General features: G+C 56.3%; 21 protein-coding genes. 8 read left to right on the top strand and 13 right to left on the bottom strand.

Features of this window, described 5'->3' with window-relative positions; all coding sequences use genetic code 11:
* Positions 1 to 40 precede the first annotated feature (40 nt).
* The 4 genes from xseB (at position 41) to C3406_RS00630 (ending at position 4,110) form a co-directional block, all read left to right on the top strand.
* Entirely contained in the window at positions 41 to 283 is a 243-nt protein-coding gene (gene xseB, locus C3406_RS00645; RefSeq protein ID WP_103824033.1) for an exodeoxyribonuclease VII small subunit, read from the top strand.
* Entirely contained in the window at positions 284 to 1,183 is a 900-nt protein-coding gene (gene ispA, locus C3406_RS00640; RefSeq protein WP_103824032.1) for a (2E,6E)-farnesyl diphosphate synthase, read from the top strand.
* Between the two features lie 24 nt (positions 1,184 to 1,207).
* The gene (dxs, locus tag C3406_RS00635) at positions 1,208 to 3,070 is read left to right on the top strand and encodes a 1-deoxy-D-xylulose-5-phosphate synthase (protein WP_103824031.1); all 1,863 of its coding nucleotides are present in this window, start codon (positions 1,208 to 1,210) and stop codon (positions 3,068 to 3,070) included.
* Positions 3,071 to 3,135: 65 nt separating this feature from the next.
* Positions 3,136 to 4,110, top strand: a complete 975-nt coding sequence (locus tag C3406_RS00630) for an aldo/keto reductase (protein WP_103824030.1) — start codon at positions 3,136 to 3,138, stop codon at positions 4,108 to 4,110.
* A 62-nt stretch (positions 4,111 to 4,172) separates the two neighbouring features.
* On the opposite strand, the gene thiL is transcribed toward C3406_RS00630, so the two are convergent.
* The 5 genes from thiL to nrdR all read right to left on the bottom strand — a co-directional run bounded on the left by thiL (position 4,173) and on the right by nrdR (position 7,782).
* A complete protein-coding gene (thiL, locus tag C3406_RS00625; RefSeq protein ID WP_103824029.1) occupies positions 4,173 to 5,144 on the bottom strand; it encodes a thiamine-phosphate kinase in 972 nt (323 codons plus the stop codon).
* A 78-nt stretch (positions 5,145 to 5,222) separates the two neighbouring features.
* Positions 5,223 to 5,642, bottom strand: coding sequence for a transcription antitermination factor NusB (nusB, locus tag C3406_RS00620; protein ID WP_032616814.1), 420 nt, complete (start codon positions 5,640 to 5,642; stop codon positions 5,223 to 5,225).
* A 21-nt stretch (positions 5,643 to 5,663) separates the two neighbouring features.
* A complete protein-coding gene (gene ribH / locus C3406_RS00615) occupies positions 5,664 to 6,134 on the bottom strand; it encodes a 6,7-dimethyl-8-ribityllumazine synthase (protein ID WP_103824028.1) in 471 nt (156 codons plus the stop codon).
* Between the two features lie 90 nt (positions 6,135 to 6,224).
* Positions 6,225 to 7,328: a bifunctional diaminohydroxyphosphoribosylaminopyrimidine deaminase/5-amino-6-(5-phosphoribosylamino)uracil reductase RibD gene (gene ribD, locus C3406_RS00610; RefSeq protein WP_103824027.1), complete on the bottom strand. Its 1,104-nt coding sequence runs from the start codon at positions 7,326 to 7,328 to the stop codon at positions 6,225 to 6,227.
* 4 nt (positions 7,329 to 7,332) lie between these two features.
* Positions 7,333 to 7,782 (bottom strand): transcriptional regulator NrdR, encoded by a 450-nt coding sequence (nrdR, locus tag C3406_RS00605; RefSeq protein ID WP_103178462.1) that lies wholly within the window; start codon positions 7,780 to 7,782, stop codon positions 7,333 to 7,335.
* A 153-nt stretch (positions 7,783 to 7,935) separates the two neighbouring features.
* Between nrdR and C3406_RS00595 the strand changes: the two genes are divergently transcribed.
* Together C3406_RS00595 and C3406_RS00590 are read left to right on the top strand one after the other, a co-directional pair.
* On the top strand, positions 7,936 to 8,475 hold the full coding sequence (locus tag C3406_RS00595) for a SadB/YajI family lipoprotein (protein WP_103824025.1): 540 nt from the start codon (positions 7,936 to 7,938) through the stop codon (positions 8,473 to 8,475).
* Positions 8,476 to 8,736: 261 nt separating this feature from the next.
* Complete coding sequence (locus C3406_RS00590) at positions 8,737 to 9,621, top strand: nucleoside-specific channel-forming protein Tsx (RefSeq protein ID WP_103824024.1); 885 nt, start codon at positions 8,737 to 8,739, stop codon at positions 9,619 to 9,621.
* A gap of 163 nt (positions 9,622 to 9,784) precedes the next feature.
* On the opposite strand, the gene C3406_RS00585 is transcribed toward C3406_RS00590, so the two are convergent.
* The 6 genes from C3406_RS00585 to queA form a co-directional block, all read right to left on the bottom strand.
* Positions 9,785 to 10,996: a hypothetical protein gene (locus C3406_RS00585; protein WP_103824023.1), complete on the bottom strand. Its 1,212-nt coding sequence runs from the start codon at positions 10,994 to 10,996 to the stop codon at positions 9,785 to 9,787.
* Between the two features lie 278 nt (positions 10,997 to 11,274).
* Positions 11,275 to 12,246 carry a protein translocase subunit SecF gene (secF, locus tag C3406_RS00580; RefSeq protein ID WP_103824022.1) on the bottom strand — a complete coding sequence of 324 codons (972 nt, stop codon included), beginning with the start codon at positions 12,244 to 12,246 and terminating at the stop codon, positions 11,275 to 11,277.
* A gap of 10 nt (positions 12,247 to 12,256) precedes the next feature.
* On the bottom strand, positions 12,257 to 14,104 hold the full coding sequence (secD, locus tag C3406_RS00575; RefSeq protein WP_103824021.1) for a protein translocase subunit SecD: 1,848 nt from the start codon (positions 14,102 to 14,104) through the stop codon (positions 12,257 to 12,259).
* A 25-nt stretch (positions 14,105 to 14,129) separates the two neighbouring features.
* Entirely contained in the window at positions 14,130 to 14,462 is a 333-nt protein-coding gene (gene yajC / locus C3406_RS00570; protein ID WP_032616800.1) for a preprotein translocase subunit YajC, read from the bottom strand.
* Positions 14,463 to 14,484: 22 nt separating this feature from the next.
* Positions 14,485 to 15,612, bottom strand: coding sequence for a tRNA guanosine(34) transglycosylase Tgt (gene tgt, locus C3406_RS00565; RefSeq protein ID WP_103824020.1), 1,128 nt, complete (start codon positions 15,610 to 15,612; stop codon positions 14,485 to 14,487).
* A gap of 53 nt (positions 15,613 to 15,665) precedes the next feature.
* Positions 15,666 to 16,736, bottom strand: coding sequence for a tRNA preQ1(34) S-adenosylmethionine ribosyltransferase-isomerase QueA (gene queA, locus C3406_RS00560; protein ID WP_103824019.1), 1,071 nt, complete (start codon positions 16,734 to 16,736; stop codon positions 15,666 to 15,668).
* 92 nt (positions 16,737 to 16,828) lie between these two features.
* Between queA and acpH the strand changes: the two genes are divergently transcribed.
* Positions 16,829 to 17,410 (top strand): ACP phosphodiesterase, encoded by a 582-nt coding sequence (gene acpH / locus C3406_RS00555; RefSeq protein ID WP_103824018.1) that lies wholly within the window; start codon positions 16,829 to 16,831, stop codon positions 17,408 to 17,410.
* Positions 17,411 to 17,537: 127 nt separating this feature from the next.
* Complete coding sequence (locus C3406_RS00550; RefSeq protein WP_040076949.1) at positions 17,538 to 18,140, top strand: peroxiredoxin; 603 nt, start codon at positions 17,538 to 17,540, stop codon at positions 18,138 to 18,140.
* A gap of 43 nt (positions 18,141 to 18,183) precedes the next feature.
* Here C3406_RS00550 and C3406_RS00545 read toward each other — a convergent pair whose 3' ends face one another.
* Both C3406_RS00545 and C3406_RS00540 read right to left on the bottom strand, forming a co-directional pair.
* The gene (locus C3406_RS00545) at positions 18,184 to 19,569 is read right to left on the bottom strand and encodes a DUF3999 domain-containing protein (protein ID WP_103826471.1); all 1,386 of its coding nucleotides are present in this window, start codon (positions 19,567 to 19,569) and stop codon (positions 18,184 to 18,186) included.
* The gene (locus tag C3406_RS00540) at positions 19,566 to 22,187 is read right to left on the bottom strand and encodes a DUF2339 domain-containing protein (RefSeq protein WP_103824016.1); all 2,622 of its coding nucleotides are present in this window, start codon (positions 22,185 to 22,187) and stop codon (positions 19,566 to 19,568) included. The genes C3406_RS00545 and C3406_RS00540 overlap by 4 nt, the downstream gene beginning before the upstream one ends.
* Positions 22,188 to 22,275 lie beyond the last annotated feature (88 nt).

Genomic DNA, 22,275 nt, shown 5'->3' with positions numbered 1-22,275 from the left:
ACCATATCAGGGATAAAAAACTGAGAGTCAGACATTCACTATGCCGAAGAAAAACGATGCACCCGCCAGTTTCGAAACTGCGCTGAGTGAACTGGAGCAAATCGTTACCCGTCTGGAAAGCGGCGACCTGCCGTTAGAAGAGGCGCTTAATGAATTCGAACGCGGCGTGCAGCTGGCGCGCCAGGGCCAGGTAAAGCTGCAACAGGCGGAACAGCGCGTGCAGATCCTGCTCTCCGACAATGAAAACGCTGCCACCACACCCTTCACCCCGGATGCCGAGTAGATGGATTTTTCGAACCAGCTTCAGGCGTGTGTCGAGCGAGCTAACGACGCACTGCGCCGTTTTATAGAACCACAGCCTTTTCAGAACACTCCACTGGTTGAGGCCATGCATTATGGCGCACTGTTAGGCGGTAAGCGCCTGCGTCCTTTTCTGGTCTATGCCACCGGCAGAATGTTCGGGATCAGTCTGGATACGCTGGATGCCCCGGCCGCTGCGGTGGAGTGTGTTCATGCCTATTCGCTGATCCATGACGATCTCCCGGCGATGGACGACGACGATCTGCGCCGCGGCCAACCAACCTGCCATATTAAGTTTGGCGAAGCGAATGCCATTCTGGCAGGCGATGCCCTGCAAACGCTGGCGTTCTCGATCCTGAGCGATGCACCGATGGTGGAAGTGGCGGATCGCGACCGTCTGGCGATGGTTTCGGAGCTGGCGATGGCCAGCGGCGTTGCCGGTATGTGCGGCGGTCAGGCGCTGGATCTGGAGGCGGAAGGCCGTCAGGTTAATCTGGAACAGCTGGAGCGCATTCATCGTCACAAGACCGGGGCACTGATTCGCGCCGCCGTTCGTCTGGGGGCGCTGAGCGCGGGTGAGCGAGGACGCGAAGCCTTGCCGATTCTGGATCGCTACGCAGAAAGTATCGGTTTAGCGTTCCAGGTTCAGGATGACATTCTGGATGTCGTGGGCGATACTGCAACATTGGGTAAACGTCAGGGTGCCGATCAGCAGCTTGGCAAAAGTACCTATCCCGCCCTTCTGGGCCTTGAGCAAGCCCGACAAAAAGCCCGGGACCTGATTGCGGATGCCCGTCAGTCGCTTGAGCAACTGGCTGCGCAGTCGCTGGATACCTCGGCACTGGAAGCGCTAGCGGACTATATAATCCAGCGTGATAAATAACGAAAAAACCACGATGAGTCTCTGATGAGTTTTGATATTGCCAAATACCCGACACTGGCGTTGGTTGACTCCACCCAGGAGTTACGTCTGTTGCCGAAAGAGAGCCTGCCGAAGCTGTGCGACGAGCTGCGTCGCTATCTGCTCGACAGCGTAAGCCGCTCCAGCGGCCATTTCGCCTCCGGGCTTGGCACGGTGGAACTCACCGTGGCGCTGCATTATGTCTACAACACCCCGTTCGATCAGCTGATCTGGGACGTAGGCCATCAGGCTTATCCGCACAAAATTCTTACCGGCCGCCGCGATAAAATTGGCACCATTCGCCAGAAAGGCGGCCTGCATCCGTTCCCGTGGCGGAGCGAAAGCGAGTACGACGTGCTGAGCGTCGGCCACTCCTCCACCTCGATTTCTGCCGGGATCGGGGTAGCGGTCGCGGCGGCTAAAGAGGGCAAACAGCGCCGCACCGTCTGCGTCATTGGCGATGGCGCGATCACCGCCGGGATGGCCTTTGAGGCGATGAACCACGCGGGTGATATCAAACCAGACATGCTGGTCATCCTCAATGACAATGAGATGTCGATTTCTGAAAACGTCGGGGCGCTGAACAACCACCTGGCGAATCTGCTCTCCGGCAAGCTCTACTCCACCCTGCGTGAAGGCGGCAAAAAAGTGCTCTCCGGCGTGCCACCCATTAAAGAGCTGCTGAAGCGCACCGAAGAGCACATCAAAGGCATGGTGGTTCCCGGCACGCTGTTTGAGGAGCTGGGCTTTAACTACATCGGCCCGGTAGACGGGCATGACGTACTGGGACTGGTCTCCACGCTGAAAAACATGCGCGACCTGAAAGGCCCGCAATTTCTGCATATCATGACCAAAAAAGGTCGTGGTTATGAACCGGCGGAAAAAGATCCGATCACTTTCCACGCGGTACCTAAGTTCGACCATACCAGCGGCTGCCTGCCAAAAAGCAGCGGCGGCATGCCGAGCTATTCGAAAATCTTCGGTGACTGGCTGTGCGAAACCGCCGCCAAAGACAGCAAGCTGATGGCCGTGACTCCGGCGATGCGCGAAGGCTCCGGTATGGTCGAGTTTTCCCGCAAATACCCGACCCAGTATTTTGATGTCGCCATTGCCGAGCAACATGCGGTGACCTTTGCCGCGGGCCTGGCGATTGGCGGTTACAAACCGGTGGTGGCGATTTACTCCACCTTCCTGCAACGCGCCTACGATCAGGTGATCCACGACGTCGCGATCCAGAAACTGCCGGTGCTGTTCGCCATTGACCGGGCGGGCATTGTCGGTGCCGACGGCCAGACGCACCAGGGGGCGTTCGATCTCTCCTTCTTGCGCTGTATCCCGGATATGGTGGTGATGACCCCGAGCGACGAGAACGAATGTCGTCAGATGCTGTTCACCGGCTATCACTATCAGGATGGCCCAACGGCCGTGCGTTATCCGCGCGGTAACGCGGTTGGCGTTACTCTCGAGCCGCTGGCAAAACTGCCGATTGGTAAAGGCGTCGTCAAACGTCGCGGTGAAAAGCTGGCGATCCTCAACTTCGGTACGCTGATGCCGGAAGCGGCAAAAGTGGCGGAATCCCTTAACGCGACGCTGGTGGATATGCGCTTTGTGAAACCGCTCGATGAGGCGCTGATCCTGGAGATGGCATCTGAGCACGAAGCGCTGATCACACTCGAAGAGAATGCGATTATGGGCGGCGCGGGCAGCGGCGTGAACGAAGTGCTGATGGCGAAGCGTAAAGTTGTGCCTGTTCTGAACCTCGGCCTGCCGGATCACTTTATTCCGCAGGGCACCCAGGACGAAGCACGCGCCGAAATCGGCCTGGATGCCGCAGGTATCGAAGCGCGCATCGCCGCCTGGCTGGCATAATCCCTCCCCTTTCCGCTCCTGCTATGCTTAACGGTACGTTTTAAGCAAACAGCAGGAGTGGAACCATGCAATACAATACATTAGGAAAAACGGATCTTAAGGTTTCCCGTCTTTGCCTGGGCTGCATGACCTTTGGTGAACCGGACCGGGGTAAACACGCCTGGACGTTGCCGGAAGAGAGCAGCCGTCCGATCATCAAACACGCCCTCGAAGGCGGCATTAACTTCTTTGATACCGCCAACAGCTACTCCGACGGCAGCAGCGAAGAGATTGTTGGCCGGGCGCTGCGCGATTTTGCCCGCCGCGAGGAGGTGGTGGTTGCCACCAAGGTTTACCATCAGGTAGGCGATCTGCCGGAAGGCCTCTCCCGGGCGCAGATCCTGCGCTCCATTGATGACAGCCTGCGCCGCCTGAACATGAAGTATGTCGATCTGCTGCAGATCCACCGCTGGGATTACAACACCCCGATTGAAGAGACGCTGGAAGCGTTGAACGACGTGGTCAGGGCAGGCAAAGCGCGCTATATCGGCGCGTCGTCAATGCATGCCGCGCAGTTTGCCGAAGCACTGGCACTACAGGAACAACACGGCTGGGCACCGTTCGTCACCATGCAGGATCACTACAATCTTATTTATCGCGAAGAAGAGCGGGAGATGCTGCCCCTCTGCTACCAGCACGGCGTGGCGGTGATCCCATGGAGTCCGTTGGCGCGCGGGCGTTTAACCCGTCCGTGGGGCGAAACCACTGCCCGCTCGGTATCCGATGAATTTGGCAAAACGCTGTATGACGAAACCGAGGCCAACAACGCGCAAATCGCTGAGCGCTTAACGGGCGTTGCCGAGGATCTTGGCGTAACGCGCGCCCAGGTGGCGTTGGCATGGGTGCTGAGCAAACGGGGCGTAGCCGCACCGATTATCGGTGCCTCGCGGGAAGAGCAGCTGGATGAGCTGATCAACGCCGTGGATATCACCCTGACGCCGGAGCAGATTGCCGAGCTGGAGACACCGTACAAGGAGCATCCGGTGGTGGGTTTTAAATAGATGTGAACGCATTTGTAGGCCGGGTAAGCGCAGCGCCACCCGGCAATACAAGCCGCACAACGTTACGCGAAGTGGTCGTAACCTTTCCAGTCGAGCGTCACCGGCTCGCCGTTCTGCACAAATTGCAGCCCTTCGCTCTCCGGCATAATCTGGCCGATACAGGTAAACCCAGCCCCCAGATTGGCTAACGCCACATCCAGCGTGCCGCGGTTCAGCTCGGGTACGGTAAAGCACAGCTCATAATCTTCACCGCCGGAGAGCGCCCAACGCAGCGCCTGCTCTGGCTCCACATGCCTGCGCATCGCCTCAGAGAGCGGGAACAGATCGAGGTCGATCCGTGCGCCCACGCCGCTGGCTTTCAGGATATGGCCCAGATCGGAGATCAGGCCATCGGAGAGATCGATAGCTGAACTGGCGCGATCGCGCAGCGCCTGACCGTGCAGAATACGCGGCGTCGGGCGCAGATGGCGTTGCACGAAATAGGCCGCGTCATCGGCGTTTTCTACCATCAGGCGCTTCTGCAAAATCGCCAGCCCTGCCGCGCTGTCTCCCGGCGTACCGGTGACATAAATCCAGTCGCCCGGCTTCGCGCCAGCGCGTTTCAGCGCGCGGCCTGCTGGTACGTAACCGTGGATCGCCAGGGTCATCGACAGCGGCCCGGCGGTCGTGTCGCCGCCGATCAGCTGCATATCGTAGTAGTTAAGCTGTTCAAACAGCGCGTCGCTGAAGGCTTCAAGCCAGCTTTCATCGACCTCTGGCAGGGTCAGCGCCAGGGTTAACCACGCCGGATCGGCCCCCATTGCCGCCAGATCGCTCACGTTTACCGCCAGCGCTTTGTACGCCAGATCGGCAGGATCAATATCCGGCAGGAAATGGTTACCGCACACCAGGGTGTCGGTGCTGATCGCCAGCGTCTGTTTTTCGGGAATATTGAGAAGTGCACAGTCGTCGCCGATGCCGGTTTCCACATCGCGACGCGAGCTTTTGACTCGGTCAAAATAACGGGCAATCAGGGAAAATTCGCCACATGCCATACGTTATGCCTCAGCAAAGAAAATAAAAAAACCGGAGCCCGCACCACCCAAAGGCAGTACGACACTCCGGCTTGCGGATCACTTTTTACGGGGACGGATCGCAGGTGCAGCTTTATCCAGCACGCCATTCACAAATTTGTGGCTGTCTTCAGCACCGAAGGTTTTCGCCAGTTCGATCGCTTCGTTGATGGCCACTTTGTAAGGCACATCGTCACGTTTAGACAACTCAAACAGTGCGATACGCAGCACCGCTTTTTCAACCTGGCCCAGCTCTTCGAGCAGACGGGACAGGTACGGCTTCATCAGACCGTCGAGATACGCGCTATTAGTCGCCACTCCCGACAGCAGTTCACGGAAGTACACGACGTCAACGTCTTTGACGTCTTGTTCCGCCAGGAACTGGTATTCAACATCAGCGATGTCGTTCTGGGACAACTGCCAGGAGTAAAGTGCCTGAACGGCACATTCACGGGCGCGGCGACGAGCAGCAGGTTTCACGGAATTCCCCTTACAAAAAAATCAGGCCTTGATGGCTTTCAATACATTGATCATTTCAAGCGCGGTCAGTGCAGCTTCTGCACCTTTGTTACCGGCTTTGGTGCCAGCACGTTCGATGGCTTGTTCAATACTTTCAGTGGTGAGTACGCCGAACGCGACAGGAATTTCTGCATCCTGCGCCACGTGCGCCAGACCGTTGCTTGCGCCACCCGCAACATATTCAAAGTGCGCGGTACCGCCACGAATCACCGTACCCAGTGCGATTACCGCATCGTATTTGCCGGTTTTCGCCAGTGCGCCCGCTGTCAGTGGCAGTTCGTAAGCACCCGGAACCCAGACAACGGTAATGTTTTCGTCTTTCACCTGGCCGATACGTTTCAGGGCGTCAATCGCGCCATCCAGCAGGCTGTCGTTGATGAAGTTGTTGAAACGCGCAATGGTGATGGCGACGCGAGCGTCCGGGGTAGCAACGGCTGCTTCAATAATGTTCATACTCTTCCTTAACGGGTTCATTTGGTGGCCCCGCAGGGGGGCGGATTTTATCATAATATTTTGCGCACTGCTTCCCTATTTAGGCAAGCCTTACGCGGTGGTCAGGTGAAGACAGACATCCGGCCCAACCGGACGTATTTCGCTGAAGCTAAATGCCGGTGCATCCGCCAGTTTTTCCAGCCCTGGCAAGGCGCACAGGCCGCGCGCGTCGCTGCCTAACAGTTTAGGCGCAAGATAGACGATCAGCTCATCCACCAGCCCCGCCTGCAACAGCGCCCCGGCGAGCGTCGGGCCAGCTTCGACCCAGATACTGTTGATCTGCTGTTTGCCCAGCAGCATCATCAGCACCACTAAATCGAGATGTCCTTTATGCTCCGGCACCAGAATGGTGCGCACGCCTTCCGGCCAGCTGCGCGCATCTTCCTGAGTGCGGGCAAACCAGGTCTCGCCTGGCTGCTGCGCAATGCGGTGCTCAGGGGTAACAAGATTCTGTCGGTCGACCACAATCCGCAGCGGCTGGCGTAAATTCTCTTGCGGATAGAGTGCCTGAGTATCCGCGTTTAGCTCATCCCAGCGCACGGTCAGCGCAGGATCGTCGGCCAGCACGGTGGCATGCGTGGTGAGGATAGCATGGCTTTGCGCGCGCAGACGTTGCACATCGCGCCTTGACTGTGGGGAGGTGATCCACTGGCTTTCACCGCTGGCCATTGCCGTGCGGCCATCCAGCGACGCGCCAAGTTTTAACTGCACGTAAGGGAAACCGGTCCGCATCCGCTTGAGAAAACCTTTATTCAGGCGTTCGGCTTCACTCATCATCAGGCCGTGGCTGACCTCGATCCCAGCCTCCTGAAGGCGGTACAGACCGCGCCCGGCTACCTGCGGATTAGGATCCTGCATCGCCGCCACAACCCGTGAAACGCCAGCGGCAATCAGGGCATCGCAGCAAGGCGGGGTTCGGCCATGATGGCTACAAGGCTCCAGCGTGACGTAGGCGGTTGCGCCCCGCGCCTTCTCGCCGGCCATGCGCAGGGCATGGACTTCGGCATGCGGCTCACCGGCACGGTAGTGAAAACCTTCCCCGACGATCTCGCCATCCTTCACAATGACGCAGCCGACATTTGGATTGGGATGGGTGGTAAAACGCCCGCGTTGCGCCAGCTTGAGCGCTCGCGCCATGTAAATCTCATCCAGCATGGGCTTAATCCTGTAGGCGGGCGATCTCTTCGCCGAACTCTTTGATATCTTCGAAACTGCGATACACGGAAGCAAAGCGGATATAGGCAACTTTATCGAGCTTTTTGAGCTGCTCCATCACCAGGTTGCCGATCATTTTACTCGGCACTTCGCGTTCGCCGGTGGCGCGCAGCTGGGTTTTGATGTGATTAAGCGCCATTTCAACGTCATCTGCGCTCACTGGCCGTTTTTCCAATGCCTTAAGCATCCCGCTGCGCAGTTTTTCTTCGTTGAACGGTTCGCGGATGTCGTTACTTTTCACCACACGCGGCATCACCAGCTCTGCCACCTCAAAGGTGGTGAAACGTTCGTTACACACCAGGCACTGCCGACGGCGGCGCACGGACGAGCCCTCTCCCACGAGTCGGGAGTCGATTACTTTGGTATCCACGGCGAGACAGAATGGGCAATGCATACGGTGTCCTGACTATCGGGTTGACTGAACTCTATTTTACCCCGAACTGGCCTCACAACAAAGAAGGAGCGTTTTTGAGATAAAGGATCTATACGAACACCTGCGTCGTTGACTACCCTTAGCAGAATCCGATATTTCAGGGAAATAATTGCCATGACAAGACGTTACCTGAGGATCCTGCTGGTGGGAAGCCTCTTTAGCATCAGCGCCTGCGCGCAGCAAAGCGAAGTTCGTCAGATGAACCAGAGCATCAGTTCGCTGAATACGACCATGAACAAGCTCAACCAGGAAACCGTCAAAATCACCCAGCAGAATGCGCTGAACGCTAAATCGACCAGCGGCGTCTATCTGCTGCCAGGGTCAAACACCCCTGCCCGACTGAACAGCCAGATAGGCACGCTGCGTATGTCGCTGATGAATGTTGCGCCTAATGCCGATGGCACCCGGGCCACGCTGCGCATCCAGGGCGAATCCAACGATCCGCTGCCAGCATTTAGCGCCACCGTAGAGTGGGGCCAGATCCAGGGCACGACCGACAGCTTCCAGGAGCTGAACGTTCAGACCCAGCTCATTAATGCTCCGGCCAGTGTGCTGGCCCCCAGCGATGTTGATATCCCACTGCAGCTAAACGGCATGACGCCCGATCAGCTCGGCTTTATCCGCATCCACGATATTCAGCCCGTCGCACAATAATCCCCCTGCGGAACGTGTTCGCGTTCCGCTCCCTTCTTTGGTTACAAACATTGGCAACAGAAATGTTTGCTATTACAATCCGCTCCTTCAAAAATACGCAAACGTGAACGCAATCGATTACGTATGTGAGAGAACTGTGAAACAACACATATTTTTGTGAGCAAGGATTCCTATAATAGGCTCCCAGAAACACGAAATATTTAGAAACGCAATTCGCGCCTTTTTCACTCCCGTCAGGGATTTCAAATCAGTGGCATTATTATGAAAAAAACATTACTCGCAGCCGGTGCAGTCCTGGCGCTCTCTTCTACGTTCTCTGTGCAGGCAGCGGAAAACGATAAACCAGAGTACGTCTCCGACTGGTGGCACCAGAGCGTTAACGTCGTCGGCAGCTATCACACCCGTTTTGGACCGCAGATCCGCAACGATACCTACCTGGAATACGAAGCGTTTGCCAAGAAAGACTGGTTTGATTTCTATGGTTACATGGATGCGCCGGTCTTCTTCGGCGGTAACACTGACGCCAAAGGTATCTGGAACCACGGTTCCCCACTGTTCATGGAGATCGAACCACGCTTCTCTATCGACAAGCTGACCGGCACCAGCCTGGCGTTTGGTCCGTTCAAAGAGTGGTACTTCGCGAACAACTACATCTATGACATGGGTCGTAACAAGTCCGGTCGCCAGAGCACCTGGTACATGGGTCTGGGTACTGACATCGACACCGGTCTGCCGATGAGCCTGTCCATGAACGTCTATGCGAAATACCAGTGGCAGAACTATGGCGCGGCGAATGAAAACGAGTGGGATGGCTACCGTTTCAAAGTGAAATACTTCGTGCCAATCACCCAGTTGTGGGGCGGTAACCTGAGCTATATCGGCTTCACCAACTTTGACTGGGGTTCAGATCTGGGCGACAATGACTTCCGTGACCTGAACGGTAAGAAAGCGCGCACCAACGACTCTATCGCCTCCAGCCACATTCTGGCGCTGAACTACGATCACTGGCATTACTCTGTAGTAGCGCGTTACTGGCACAACGGTGGCCAGTGGAACGACGACGCCAGCCTGAACTTCGGCGACGGTGACTTCAGTGTTCGTTCTACCGGCTGGGGTGGTTACCTGGTTGTGGGTTACAACTTCTGATCTGTTCCAGAAGACTAGCTTGAAAACAAAGCACCGGACGAAATGCTCGTTCGGTGCTTTTTTATGACAATACCGGTCTGCTAAAAAGTAAATGGACTGAGCCAATAGCTAATCGCCAGTAAAATCGCCACACACAGACAGCGTCGGGGGAAGGTTGAGAACATTACCAGATCTCCTGCACGTAACCGGAACGCTGTCGTTCTTTGCGTAATTTTTCAAGCTGCTTACGCAGACGTAGCCAGTAAGACACGCGTTTTGAGCACAAGCGGGTAAGTTGAATCGCCAGGTCACTTGCCCCGAGAAGTGCGCCACAGCACATGAAGATGACTGAAATCAGCGTCTCAATCGCCCTGCCGATAGCATGCCAGTTCCAGTGGAATTCACCCGCGCTCAAGGCAAAGCCAGCCCCAAACAGCAATGCAATCACCAGCATGCAAGGGGCGAAAATGAACAGAACAGAATGATAAAATGTCGCGACGCTTTGATCGCTGCGATACCAGTTTCCGTTAGTGATATAACAGCTGCCGTCAGTATAGTTATAGATACCGACTGCTTGATTACTGTGGTGGTTAAAAATAGTTAACAGGTGGTCGCCAACGCCGATAAAAGGCGCATGCACTTTATAGAAAAAGGGCAAAATTTTATTCATCTGGCTACGCCATGTCGGATCGCCCATTCGCCAGTTCAGTGATAACGGCCTTCCCTGACAAACATACACGAGCGCTATGCCGGAGTTATCAGAAATGTATGATGTCCACTCCCCCCCTCTGACCGCAGTGACCTGATGTTTTATCTCACTCAACTGCGGGCCAAAATCAGAGAAACCTTTTGGCATCGCATCAGGAAACGGCAGCGTTAACAACGAACAGCCAATATCTTTGCAAAATGCCGTATCACCGCGTTTTGCCTGTTCCAGCCTTTTCAGTAGTTCTCTAACGCGCGGTGAAGTTCTCAAACACACGGCATGGAGATCCTCCAGACCATAGGTGAGCAAGATCATCGTGACAACGAAAAACAGCAGCATCATCAAATAACCTGATGTAAACATCATCGAGGCGGAAACAAAAAATACTGTGACGCTGGTAAATAGACGGATAAAAGGAAGAGGTAAGGCTGGGCGTGCACCCGCCGTATTTAGCGTTACAGTGCCGTCTGTAATCCAGTCAATCCAGTAACTTCCATCGTTTAAACGATGGGTACCCATAAAGATCTGGCTGCCCGGCTTTAACAGGTCAAAGTTGACATTTTCATCAAAAAAAGACTTATCAGTATAAAAAGTATGCTGAGGTGTTATCAGGCGCAGATAGCTGCTTTTGGGATTGTTGCCCGCAGTAAAACCGTGAAACTGCAAAGTGAAATAGTGCGTATTTTTCATTAACTAACATCCGTGTTAAACGTGCAAAAAGCATCCATGATTTTAAGTCGTATGGCGAAGCTATCGCATCACTAACAGGTTCCGACGCAGCATCACCCACAGAAAATTGTTTTAACGCTTTGTCGCGATAGCCGCTTTCCAGTCGCGTAGAATTTTGGGGAGTAATAGCCAGAGGTGTATCAAACGCTGGAGCAAACCCCGTTGTACGTTGCCCTGTTTTATTAATGATAAAAAAAACCGCAGCACTGAGGCTACGGTTTTTTTAAGCAGAGGCCGGGTTACGGAAGAATAGACGGCTGATCCGCCCCTTCTTTTTCGACTTTCTGCTGGAGCAGGTGCTCGCGCTTCATGCCAAGTTTCAGTGCCAGTGCGGACGCCACGTAGATGGACGAGGCCGTACCGATGGAAACACCGATCAGCATGGTCAGCGAGAAGCCTTCCAGAATCGGACCGCCGAAGAGATACAGCATCAGGATCACCATCAGGGTAGTCCCGGAGGTGATCAAGGTACGGTGCAGCGTCTGGGTCAACGACACGTTAAAGATTTCGTACGGCGTACCGCGACGGATCTTACGGAAGTTTTCACGGATACGGTCCGATACCACGATACTGTCGTTCAGCGAGTAACCGATAACCGACATCAACGAGGCCACAATGGTCAGGTCGATCTCGATATGGAACAGCGACAGAACGCCCATGGTGATCACCACGTCGTGCGCCAGAGCGATAACCACCCCGGCAGCCAGACGCCATTCGAAGCGGAAGCCGACATACGCCAGGATACAGAGCAGCGCCACCAGCAGCGCCATCGCACCGGTCTGGGCCAGATCAGCACCCACGCTCGGGCCAACGAATTCGATACGTTTTACCGTCGCATTCTGGCTGGTCGTTTCGTTAATCACGGTCACGACCTTGCTGCCCAGCTCCTGGCTGCCGTTGGCATCCTTCACCGGCGGCATACGCACCATGATGTCACGGCTGCTGCCGAAGTTCTGCAGCAGCGGCTCTTCAAAGCCCACTTTTTGCAGCGACTCGCGCATCTGGTCCATATCGACCGGTTTTTCCAGGGTGATCTCAATTACCGTACCACCGGTAAAATCGAGACCCCAGTTAAAGCCCTTCACGCCGATGATGGCGATGGACAGAATCAGCAGAAAACCTGATATGCCAAAGGCCCAGTAGTCCCAGCGCATAAAGTCCCAGACTTTACGGCCGTAGTTCAATTGTTCAACAGTATATTCCTGTGCCACAACGCACTCCTCAGATAGACAGCTTTTTAACGCGCTTGCCGCCGTACAGCAGGTTCACGATGGCACGGGTGCCGACGATAGCGGTAAACATTGACGTTGCCACACCAATACCGGTGGTGATAGCAAAGCCCTTGATCGCGCCGGTACCCACTGCATACAGGATAATAACCTTAATCAGTGTGGTTACGTTCGCATCAAAGATGGAGCTGAAAGCGCCACGGTAACCTTCGTCAATCGCCTGTTGGACTGAGCGACCATTGCTCAGTTCCTCTTTAATACGTTCGTTTATCAGTACGTTGGCGTCGACCGCCACCGCAAGGGTTAGAACGATACCCGCAATCCCTGGCATGGTCAGCGTTGCCCCCGGGAGCAGGGACATAATGCCGACAATCAGCACCAGGTTTGCAATCAGCGCAGAGGTCGCAATCAGACCAAACTTCTTGTAGAAGAAGACCATGAAGATGATGGAGATCGCCAGACCCGCCAGACACGCTTCCAGACCCTGAGTGATGTTCTGCATCCCAAGGGTTGGACCGATGGTACGCTCTTCAACAATCTGAATTGGCGCAATCAGCGCACCGGCACGCAGCAGCAGCGACAGCTGACGGGCTTCGTTCGGGTTGTTGATACCGGTGATACGGAAGCTGTTACCCAGGCGAGACTGGATATTGGCGATGTTAATCACCTCTTCCTCTTTCACCAGAACCGCACGACCGTTGGCATCTTTTTTACCGCTGTCTTTGTACTCCACGAACAGGGTCGCCATCGGCTTACCGATATTGTCCTTGGTGAAGTTAGACATGATGTTACCACCCGCGCTATCAAGCGAGATGTTAACCTGCGGCTGGTTGTATTCATCCTGGCTGGAGGTGGAGTCAGTGATGTGGTCACCGGTCAGGATCACACGCTTGTACATCACAACCGGCTGGCCTTCACGGGTCTGTTTCACTTCAGAGTCGCCCGGAACGCGGCCAGATGCGACAGCAGACTGATCGACGTTGGTGTTAACCAGACGGAATTCCAGGGTCGCGGTTGCGCCGAGAATCTCTTTGGCACGCGCGGTATCCTGGATACCTGGCAGTTCAACCACGATACGGTCAGCACCCTGACGCTGTACCAGCGGTTCAGCAACGCCGAGCTGGTTTACACGGTTACGCAGGATGTTGATGTTCTGCTGAACCGCGTATTCACGCGCTTCTTTCAGACGCTCATCGGTCATCACCGCACGCAACTGGTTGCTGCCCTGAGAAGAGAGCACCAGGTCACGATGACGCTGGGTCAGATAATCCATCGCCTGGTCGCGGGCATTGCTGTCGCGAAACGCGATGCTCATCCCGTAATTATCTTCCTTACGCACGGTGGTGTAAGGGATGCCTTTTTCGCGCAGATCGCTACGCAGGCTGTCGATATTTTGTTCCTGGAGTTTGCCCAGTGCGGTTTCCATATCCACTTCCATCAGGAAGTGAACGCCGCCACGCAGGTCGAGACCGAGTTTCATCGGCTCAGCGTTGATAGCAGCTAACCAACGCGGCGTTGCAGGAGCAAGGTTCAACGCCACGACATATTTATCACCCATCACGCCCATCAGCGCTTCACGAGCGCGGAGCTGCGTGTCGGTGGAGTCGAAGCGAGCAAGAATTGCGCCCTCTTCCAGTGCCACAGACTTAGCGGTAATTTTTTCTTCTTGTAAAGTTTTCTGGACCTGGATCAGCGTTTGCTCACTGGCGGCGACGCCGCGCGCGCCAGTGATTTGAACAGCCGGATCCTCACCATACAGGTTGGGAAGCGCATACAGCAGGCCGACGACAATGACGACGACCAGCATGACGTACTTCCACAAAGGATAACGGTTTAACACGGCAGTTCCCTTTGGGAAAAGTTAATTACAGCGCTTTCATGGTGCCTTTCGGCAGAACGGCAGCAACGAAGTCACGTTTGATAACCACTTCAGTGGTATCGTTCAGTGCGATAACGATATAGCCGTTATCAGCGACTTTGCTTACACGACCTACCAGACCACCGTTAGTCAGCACTTCATCGCCTTTCGCGATGGAGTCCATCAGCTTTTTGTGCTCTTTGGTGCGCTTCTGCTGTGGACGCAGGATCATGAAATAGAAGATCAGACCGAACACCACCAGCATCAGAATCAGAGACATCGGGCTGCCCTGCGCCGGTGCACCTGTTGCCGCTACCGCATCAGAAATAAAAAAGCTCATTAAATTTCCCTCATTAAATAAATTAATCAACGTTCAAAGGTGGAACATCCCGACCCTGTCGTTGGTAAAAATCGGTCACGAAGCTCTCTAATTTACCCTCTTCAATAGCCTTGCGTAAACCAGCCATTAAGCGCTGGTAATAGCGAAGGTTATGAATCGTATTGAGTCGCGCGCCCAGTATTTCATTACAACGATCAAGATGATGCAAATAGGCACGAGAATAATTGCGACAGGTATAGCAATCGCACTCGGCATCGAGTGGGCTGGTGTCGCTTTTATGCTTCGCATTACGGATTTTTACCACGCCATCGGTCACGAACAGGTGACCATTACGGGCGTTGCGGGTCGGCATAACGCAGTCGAACATATCAATGCCGCGACGTACGCCTTCAACCAGATCTTCTGGTTTACCGACGCCCATCAGGTATCGAGGTTTATCTGTTGGAATTTGCGGGCAAACATGCTCCAGAATACGGTGCATATCTTCCTTCGGCTCCCCTACAGCCAGACCGCCGACAGCGTAGCCATCAAAACCTATCTCTACCAGACCTTTAACAGAGATATCGCGTAAATCTTCGTAAACGCTGCCCTGAATAATGCCAAACAGCGCATTTTTATTGCCGAGGCTATCAAAACGGTCGCGGCTGCGCTTCGCCCAACGCAGCGACATCTCCATCGAGCGTTTGGCGTAGTCCCAGTCCGCCGGATGTGGCGTACATTCGTCGAAGATCATCACGATATCGGAGCCGAGATCGTACTGAATCTCCATTGATTTTTCAGGATCGAGGAAAATCGGGTCGCCGTTAATCGGGTTGCGGAAATGCACACCCTTTTCGGTGATCTTGCGGATATCACCCAGGCTGAAGACCTGGAAGCCGCCGGAGTCGGTCAGGATCGGTCCTTTCCACTGCATAAAGTCATGCAGATCCCCGTGCAGCTTCATGATCTCCTGACCAGGACGCAGCCACAGGTGGAAGGTGTTACCGAGGATAATTTGCGCGCCAGTGGCTTCAACTTCTTCCGGTGTCATCCCTTTTACGGTGCCGTAAGTGCCCACAGGCATAAAAGCGGGCGTTTCTACTACGCCACGATCAAACACCAGGCGGCCACGGCGAGCGCGACCATCGGTGGTATCGAGTTCAAATTTCATTTTTTCTCCTGCACCAGAAAAACAGTCCGGCGCGTTAAACCAGTGCCGCGGACTTATTCCCCGACACGTTCATTCAAAGCCTGCGGATTGTACGTGATAAACATCGCGTCACCGTAGCTAAAAAACCGATATTTTTGTTCTACCGCAGCCTTGTAAGCATTCATGGTGTTTTGATAACCCGCAAATGCCGATACCAGCATGATCAGGGTCGATTCCGGCAAATGGAAATTCGTTACCAGCGCGTCGATCACCTGATATTGATAACCTGGATAGATGAAGATTTGTGTGTCGCCAAAGAAGGGTTCGATCAGATCGTTTTTGGCGGCCTGGGCTGCGCTTTCCAGCGAGCGAACCGAGGTGGTGCCAACCGCAATGACGCGGTTACCGCGCGCTTTCGCTGCCAGTACCGCATCCACAACCTCCTGCGGCACTTCGGCATATTCGGAGTGCATGATGTGGTCTTCAATGCTGTCCACACGCACCGGCTGGAAAGTACCCGCGCCGACGTGCAGGGTCACAAACGCCATCTCAATGCCTTTTGCGCGCAGTTTCTCCAGCAGCGGTTCATCAAAGTGCAGGCCCGCGGTCGGCGCTGCTACCGCGCCAGGCTTCTGGCTATAGACGGTCTGATACAGCTCGCGGTCGGCCTCTTCATCCGGACGCTCAATGTACGGCGGCAGCGGCATGTGGCCGATGCTGTTGAGGATATCCAGTACCGGACGCTCATCGTTGAACTGCACTTCAAAGAGCGCATCGTGGCGCGCCACCATGGTGGCATTGATGCTCTCGTCATCCCCCAGCAGCAGCTCCGCGCCCGGCTTCGGTGCTTTGGAAGCGCGAATATGTGCCAGAATACGTTTATCATCGAGCATTCTTTCGACCAGCACTTCAATTTTGCCGCCGCTGGCTTTACGGCCAAACAGACGGGCCGGGATCACGCGGGTGTTATTGAACACCAGCAGGTCGCCCGGGTTGAGCTTGTCGAGCAGATCGGTGAAGGTACCGTGCGTCAGCGCACCCGTCGGCCCATCCAGCGACAATAAGCGACAGCTACTGCGCTCCGGCATAGGATAGTGGGCAATCAGGGACTCGGGTAAATCAAAAGAGAAATCGGCGACGCGCATGGCATATACTCGTGACTTAAAAACAGGCGGCTTAGTCTAGTGCTCACACCTCTTTGCTGCAACAACTAGCCTCGCTTCGGATAACGAATCGCATGAATTTTCTCGCTCACCTGCACCTCGCTCATCTCGCTGACAGCTCCCTTTCCGGCAACTTGCTGGCCGACTTCGTGCGCGGCAACCCCGCTGAGGCGTATCCCGCCGACGTGGTGGAAGGCATCTTCATGCACCGCCGGATTGATGTCCTCACCGACAACCTGCCCGAGGTCAAAGAGGCAAAGGAGTGGTTCCGCCCGGAGACCCGGCGCGTGGCGCCCATTACGCTGGATGTGATGTGGGATCACTTTGTCTCCCGCCACTGGGCTCAGCTCTCCCCGGAGATGCCGCTGCCGGAGTTTGTCCGCTACGCCCATGCGCAGGTGGCGATCATTTTGCCCGATTCACCGCCGCGTTTTGTGAATCTGAATAGCTATCTGTGGTCGGAGCGCTGGCTGGAGCGCTATAGCGAGATGGATTTTATTCAGCGAGTGCTTAACGGCATGGCCAGCCGCCGTCCGCGTCTCGATGCCCTGCGCGACTCCTGGCAGGATCTGGATGCCCATTACGACGCCCTGGAGACCCGTTTCTGGCAGTTTTATCCGCGGATGATGGAACAGGCGAAACATAAGCAGCTTTAATATAAATGTGATTGATAGGTAAAAGCTGGGTTAACGATTGTCAACGCCTCTTTGTCTTTCAGGTGAACACTCTCTATACTGGCCCGCGTTGCGTTCTAAATAACCTTAGTAATTACAGGAGAATCATATGGTTCTGGTAACTCGTCCGGCTCCGGATTTTACAGCTGCAGCCGTTCTGGGCAACGGTGAAATCGTTGAGAACTTCAACTTCAAACAGCACACCAACGGTAAAGCCACCGTTCTGTTCTTCTGGCCGATGGACTTCACCTTCGTTTGCCCGTCTGAGCTGATCGCGTTCGACAAGCGTTACGAAGAGTTCCAGAAGCGTGGCGTAGAAGTGGTTGGCGTCTCCTTCGACTCTGAGTTTGTACACAACGCATGGCGTAACACCCCTGTCGACAACGGCGGCATCGGTCCAGTGAAATACGCGATGGTTGCGGACATCAAACGCGAAATCCAGCAGGCTTACGGTATCGAGCATCCGGACGCGGGCGTTGCCCTGCGTGGTTCCTTCCTGATCGACGCGAACGGCATCGTGCGTCACCAGGTGGTGAACGATCTGCCGCTGGGTCGTAACATCGACGAAATGCTGCGTATGGTTGACGCGCTGCAGTTCCACGAAGAGCACGGTGAAGTGTGCCCGGCTCAGTGGGAAAAAGGTAAAGAAGGTATGAACGCGTCTCCAGACGGCGTTGCTAAATACCTGTCTGAGAACGTATCCAGCCTGTAATTGGCACGGTTTACGAAAAAGGCCCGCAGATGCGGGCCTTTTTTTATGCCTTACGCTGTGTCTCCCGCCAGATGCGCCAGGCCATACCGGCCAGCAAAATCACGCCCGCAATCAGCACGCCCCACACCAGCAGCGTATTCATCCTGCTCTCCCGCTCGGCCGCGGAGGTGGCGGTCAGACGCCCCTCGCCGCCTAACGCGACATTATCCTGAATGTCAGCCTGCGGCAGGTTTGCCATATCATAGGTTTTGCGCAGATCGGCAGGGATCAGCATGTCGGGCTCCACGCTGGCAGGCTTTGCCGCTCCGTTGCCCCAGGCAAGCACGTACGGCGCTTTCCCCTGCGCGTTGAACACCAGGTCATAGCGGTCGCGATGCCCCGTGACGCTCGGCAGGTATTCTGGCAAACGCGCATTCAGCGTCGTGATTTTCACCGCCTGCACCAGGCCCCCGTTAAGCGAAACCGGTGCAGACATTTTCCCTTCCAGACGGTAGAGAACCACTTTTTTCAGCGGGTGCCATGCCTCTTTTTCGCTACTCCGCCACGCTATCTCCACGGGAAGCACGCCATCGCCATTCAGTGAGATGCTGACAGCACTTAGCGGCTGCGGCCGCGTCCAGTGCCACTGAACTTCACTTGTTGATAACTGTTCTCCTTCCCCCTCCAGGCTGATCTCTTCCGGGGCCGCCTGCGCAGGTGCGCTAATTGCGTTTACGCCGGTCAGGGTTATCTCCTGGCTCTGCGTATTCAGCACCAACATAAGATAGCGATTCGCATCGGGAGATAAAACCATATCGGTATCGATCCGATCGAGCTTAAGGCGATCCTGGCCGCTGACGACGTCCAGCAGTGGTATACCCTCGCGCAGGGTATACCACTGCTTAAGATCCTCGCTGTAATAGACCGACGCCGTTCCCTGCCACGGCGTCTGAGGACTATTCCAGAGCAGCTGCAACTGGGACAGGGCCATCTCGCCCGTCGTCTGCTCCGGCAAGGTCAGCAGATAATGTTGCCCGGCTGCGGCGGCTTTTTGCCCCTCGAGCACAATCTCTACGCCGTTTCGGGAGCGGAGCAGGATTTTATCGCTATCCTCATCCCCGCGCGCAGGTGCAAGCGGCGAGGCGTTCAGAGGAAAGAGGCGAAGTGGTGTGGATTGCACTGACGCCTGCGGACGCGTCGCGGTGACCAGGCTGAAGGGAACCGGCTCGCCCGACTGATTAAAGACACGGACATCATGCAGATCGGGTGACGTGCTCTGCTCATAGACGGCAAGCGGCAGCATCACCCGATACCACTGGGAAGAGACGGACGTATCCAGTGAACGTCCAAAGGCATAGTCCCGGGGCGATTCCGTTTGTCCCTCGTCGCAAAACGCCGGGCCGGAAAGCGCCAGCAGCGCGCTACACGCTACCGCTTTCATCCATTTCATTTTTCATCTCCTGTTTTGGGCGGCAGCGGTGAGAAGTAACCTACGATCAGTACCAGGATCGCCACGCCGATAAACGCCACCGCGCGCGACAGCCCGCCTCCGCCCGCGCTGTCTACCAGCATCAGTTTAACCATCACGACACCCAGCAGCGCAGCGCCGCAGAGCCACTCCTGCCGGGAAGCCCGACGGGTGGCATGGATCATGACCACCAGCGCGCTCAGCATCCAGAACAGGGCAAAACAGGTCTGGACAAGCCGGGAATCCCACAGCGAGGCCATATTCCAGGCCACGTCGCCATACCAGGCCAGCGCGCGCATTAGCGCACCGTTAAGCCACCAGAAGCCAAACGCCATAAGCGCGACGGCAGGCCACGGGCGGGCTTGCGAAAGCAGCGCGGGATAGTAACGATCCACCGCCCGATAAAAGACCACCAGCCCCAGCAACGCGAACGCGGCACCTTCCTCAAGCGGGTTCACCAGCGGCAGCCAGGTCTGGCGATAGACCACGCCGTCCTGGAAATTGGTCACGACCAACAACACCAACAGCGCCACGACAACAGGGATCGGAGCCAGGCAGGCGTATAGCGCAGGCCACTCCCGGAACGGCCACCCGCGACGCCGTACCGCCGCAGAGAGCGCCATAATCAAACCGCCACCCGCGGCCATCGCCAGTCCACTGCCCCAGGCCGCCATTCCCCACGGCAGCGACCGGGCAAACCAGTAAAGCTCAGCGGCCAGCGCCAGTAAAATCATCCAGAACAGCGACAGATGCAGACCCATCGCGATGCGCGGCAGGAGTCTTTTACCGTCGCGCCGCAGCAGCATCAGTGCGGCAGGAAGCGCAACGCACCAGGCCAGATTTGACCAGCCAGCGGCAAAGATCTGCTGATGCCAGATCTGATAAGCCATCATCAGCAGCATCAGCGGCCAGAGCAGCCATTTGCTGGCATCCAGCTCCCGCCACGCCAGACGAGCGGCCGCCTGCCGCCAACCCAAGACCGACGCGGCCGAGAGCGCCAGCACGCCTGCCAGAACAGATAATTCCTGCTTCAGCATCAGCTGCGACGCGCCCAGCAGCCCCACTATCCAGAACAGCAGCCCACCTGCCAGCAGTACCCAACTGACGGGCAGAACGATTTCCCGCCACAGCCAAGCCGCAGCCAGCCAGCAAAGACTGAGGACGGCGAAGATAAGCAGCAGGCTCAGCGATGTCACACCGTTCGTTTGCGCCCACAGCGCGCTACCCAGCGCCAGCACCAGAAGCGCCGTCCCGCTATAGCTCATGCGCCGCTGCTGCTGTTGCACGCCCAGCCAGAGGATACCCAGCCCCTCCAGCGCCCAGGCCATCGCCGTCCAGCGCGCCGACAGCGCCAGCGGAATGGCGAGCGTGGCAAACCCGCCGCCGATCGCCAGCGCCGCCATGACCAGCGGCCGTCCGAGGGAGGGATAGCGCCGCAGCGCGAGGAACGCCAGCGAGAGGTAAAACGCACCGTATCCCAGCGCGCTGAGCGCCGGGCCGTAGGTCCAGTGCTGAGTCATGCCGTACTGCATTCCAAAACCAACCAGCGGCGGGGCAAACAGCAGCACGCCGTCGATAATCTGCTTTCCTTTCTCCTGCGCCCGCAGCGACAGCGCCACGCTCAGCACGCCGAATATCAGCGTATTGGCAATCAGGAACAGCTGGCAGACCCCATAGTCTTCAGGCCGGTAGTCGCTTAGCCCCCACAGGCCACCCACGCCGAATGTAAACAGCAGCCCGAGCAGATTCAGCTCGCGCCAGTGTTGCCAGATGCTGATAGCGAGAATGCCGATGGAAAGCAGGAGGTAGAAAGAGAACAGCGCCACAAAGCTGCCGCCTCCGGTAGACAACAGCAGCGGGGCAAGATACCCGCCGAGACTCGCCAGCATAGCGAGGCTCAGCGCCCTCTGCAGCACCGCCAGCCCGACGCTCGCCACGCAAATGACCACCAGCAGCGCAAAGGCCAGCGTCATCGGCAACATCTGCCAGAGCCGGAAGGCGCCAAAGACGGTCAGATAGAGGATGCCTGTCGCTCCACCCTGGAGGATCAGCGAATAGACGCGCTGTCTGTGCCGCAGCCGCCACCCGAGGGCCAGCAGAACCATGGCAAACAGCGCCGTCGCGGCCAGGCGAAGCTCAAGCGGGAAAAGGGCGTGCTCGACGGTATAGCGCAGGAGGAATGAAAGACCGAGAAAAAGCAGCAGGATCCCAAGCTTCGCCAGCGGATTGCCCTGCATGAACCAGCGCACCAGCGACGTCAGTATGCCGCCAAAGGCAGAAGGCTGTTTTACCGCGGGCGCGGGAGCCGGAGCGGTTGCGGGTTCTGCCGCGGCAGCGGGAATATCCGGGCGCCAGGGGTCGACAGGCGCGGGCGCGTCGTCAACCACTGGCTCAGCCACGACCACCGGCGCAGCGGCCTGTTCAGGCTCCGGCGCTTTCTCCGCCACGCCGCGCTGCTCAAGAGCCTCAATGCGCTGGCGAAGCCGGGCGATCTCCTGTTTCGCCGCCGTGCTTCGATTAAATCCGATAACCGCAAGCACGGGCGCAACCACCAGCGCAAAAATCAGGAACAGACAGCCAAGGATGTAAAGCTCGTCCATGTTTCCACCTTCACCGTTAACGATCCGTTAAGATTGACACAAATCGTTGCATTTACGCCATCTTAAAAGGTGGTAGCCGTTCCGCCCG

It is taken from the genome of Leclercia sp. LSNIH8 (assembly GCF_002920195.1).
Lineage (GTDB): Bacteria > Pseudomonadota > Gammaproteobacteria > Enterobacterales > Enterobacteriaceae > Enterobacter.
The sequence above is the reverse complement of the archived record's forward strand: the minus strand, read 5'-3'. Positions and strand labels throughout refer to the sequence as shown.

What these genes read in the sequence shown, in the direction of transcription:
- xseB (WP_103824033.1), top strand. Translation starts at nt 41, where the DNA reads ATGCCGAAGAAAAACGATGCACCCGCCAGTTTCGAAACTGCGCTGAGT.
- ribH (WP_103824028.1), bottom strand. Translation starts at nt 6,134, where the DNA reads ATGAACATTATTGAAGCAGCCGTTGCTACCCCGGACGCTCGCGTCGCC.
- C3406_RS00585 (WP_103824023.1), bottom strand. Translation starts at nt 10,996, where the DNA reads ATGAAAAATACGCACTATTTCACTTTGCAGTTTCACGGTTTTACTGCG.
- ispA (WP_103824032.1), top strand. Translation starts at nt 284, where the DNA reads ATGGATTTTTCGAACCAGCTTCAGGCGTGTGTCGAGCGAGCTAACGAC.
- nrdR (WP_103178462.1), bottom strand. Translation starts at nt 7,782, where the DNA reads ATGCATTGCCCATTCTGTCTCGCCGTGGATACCAAAGTAATCGACTCC.
- queA (WP_103824019.1), bottom strand. Translation starts at nt 16,736, where the DNA reads ATGCGCGTCGCCGATTTCTCTTTTGATTTACCCGAGTCCCTGATTGCC.
- C3406_RS00545 (WP_103826471.1), bottom strand. Translation starts at nt 19,569, where the DNA reads ATGAAATGGATGAAAGCGGTAGCGTGTAGCGCGCTGCTGGCGCTTTCC.
- C3406_RS00630 (WP_103824030.1), top strand. Translation starts at nt 3,136, where the DNA reads ATGCAATACAATACATTAGGAAAAACGGATCTTAAGGTTTCCCGTCTT.
- thiL (WP_103824029.1), bottom strand. Translation starts at nt 5,144, where the DNA reads ATGGCATGTGGCGAATTTTCCCTGATTGCCCGTTATTTTGACCGAGTC.
- C3406_RS00550 (WP_040076949.1), top strand. Translation starts at nt 17,538, where the DNA reads ATGGTTCTGGTAACTCGTCCGGCTCCGGATTTTACAGCTGCAGCCGTT.
- C3406_RS00540 (WP_103824016.1), bottom strand. Translation starts at nt 22,187, where the DNA reads ATGGACGAGCTTTACATCCTTGGCTGTCTGTTCCTGATTTTTGCGCTG.
- dxs (WP_103824031.1), top strand. Translation starts at nt 1,208, where the DNA reads ATGAGTTTTGATATTGCCAAATACCCGACACTGGCGTTGGTTGACTCC.
- tgt (WP_103824020.1), bottom strand. Translation starts at nt 15,612, where the DNA reads ATGAAATTTGAACTCGATACCACCGATGGTCGCGCTCGCCGTGGCCGC.
- C3406_RS00595 (WP_103824025.1), top strand. Translation starts at nt 7,936, where the DNA reads ATGACAAGACGTTACCTGAGGATCCTGCTGGTGGGAAGCCTCTTTAGC.
- acpH (WP_103824018.1), top strand. Translation starts at nt 16,829, where the DNA reads ATGAATTTTCTCGCTCACCTGCACCTCGCTCATCTCGCTGACAGCTCC.
- yajC (WP_032616800.1), bottom strand. Translation starts at nt 14,462, where the DNA reads ATGAGCTTTTTTATTTCTGATGCGGTAGCGGCAACAGGTGCACCGGCG.
- ribD (WP_103824027.1), bottom strand. Translation starts at nt 7,328, where the DNA reads ATGCTGGATGAGATTTACATGGCGCGAGCGCTCAAGCTGGCGCAACGC.
- C3406_RS00590 (WP_103824024.1), top strand. Translation starts at nt 8,737, where the DNA reads ATGAAAAAAACATTACTCGCAGCCGGTGCAGTCCTGGCGCTCTCTTCT.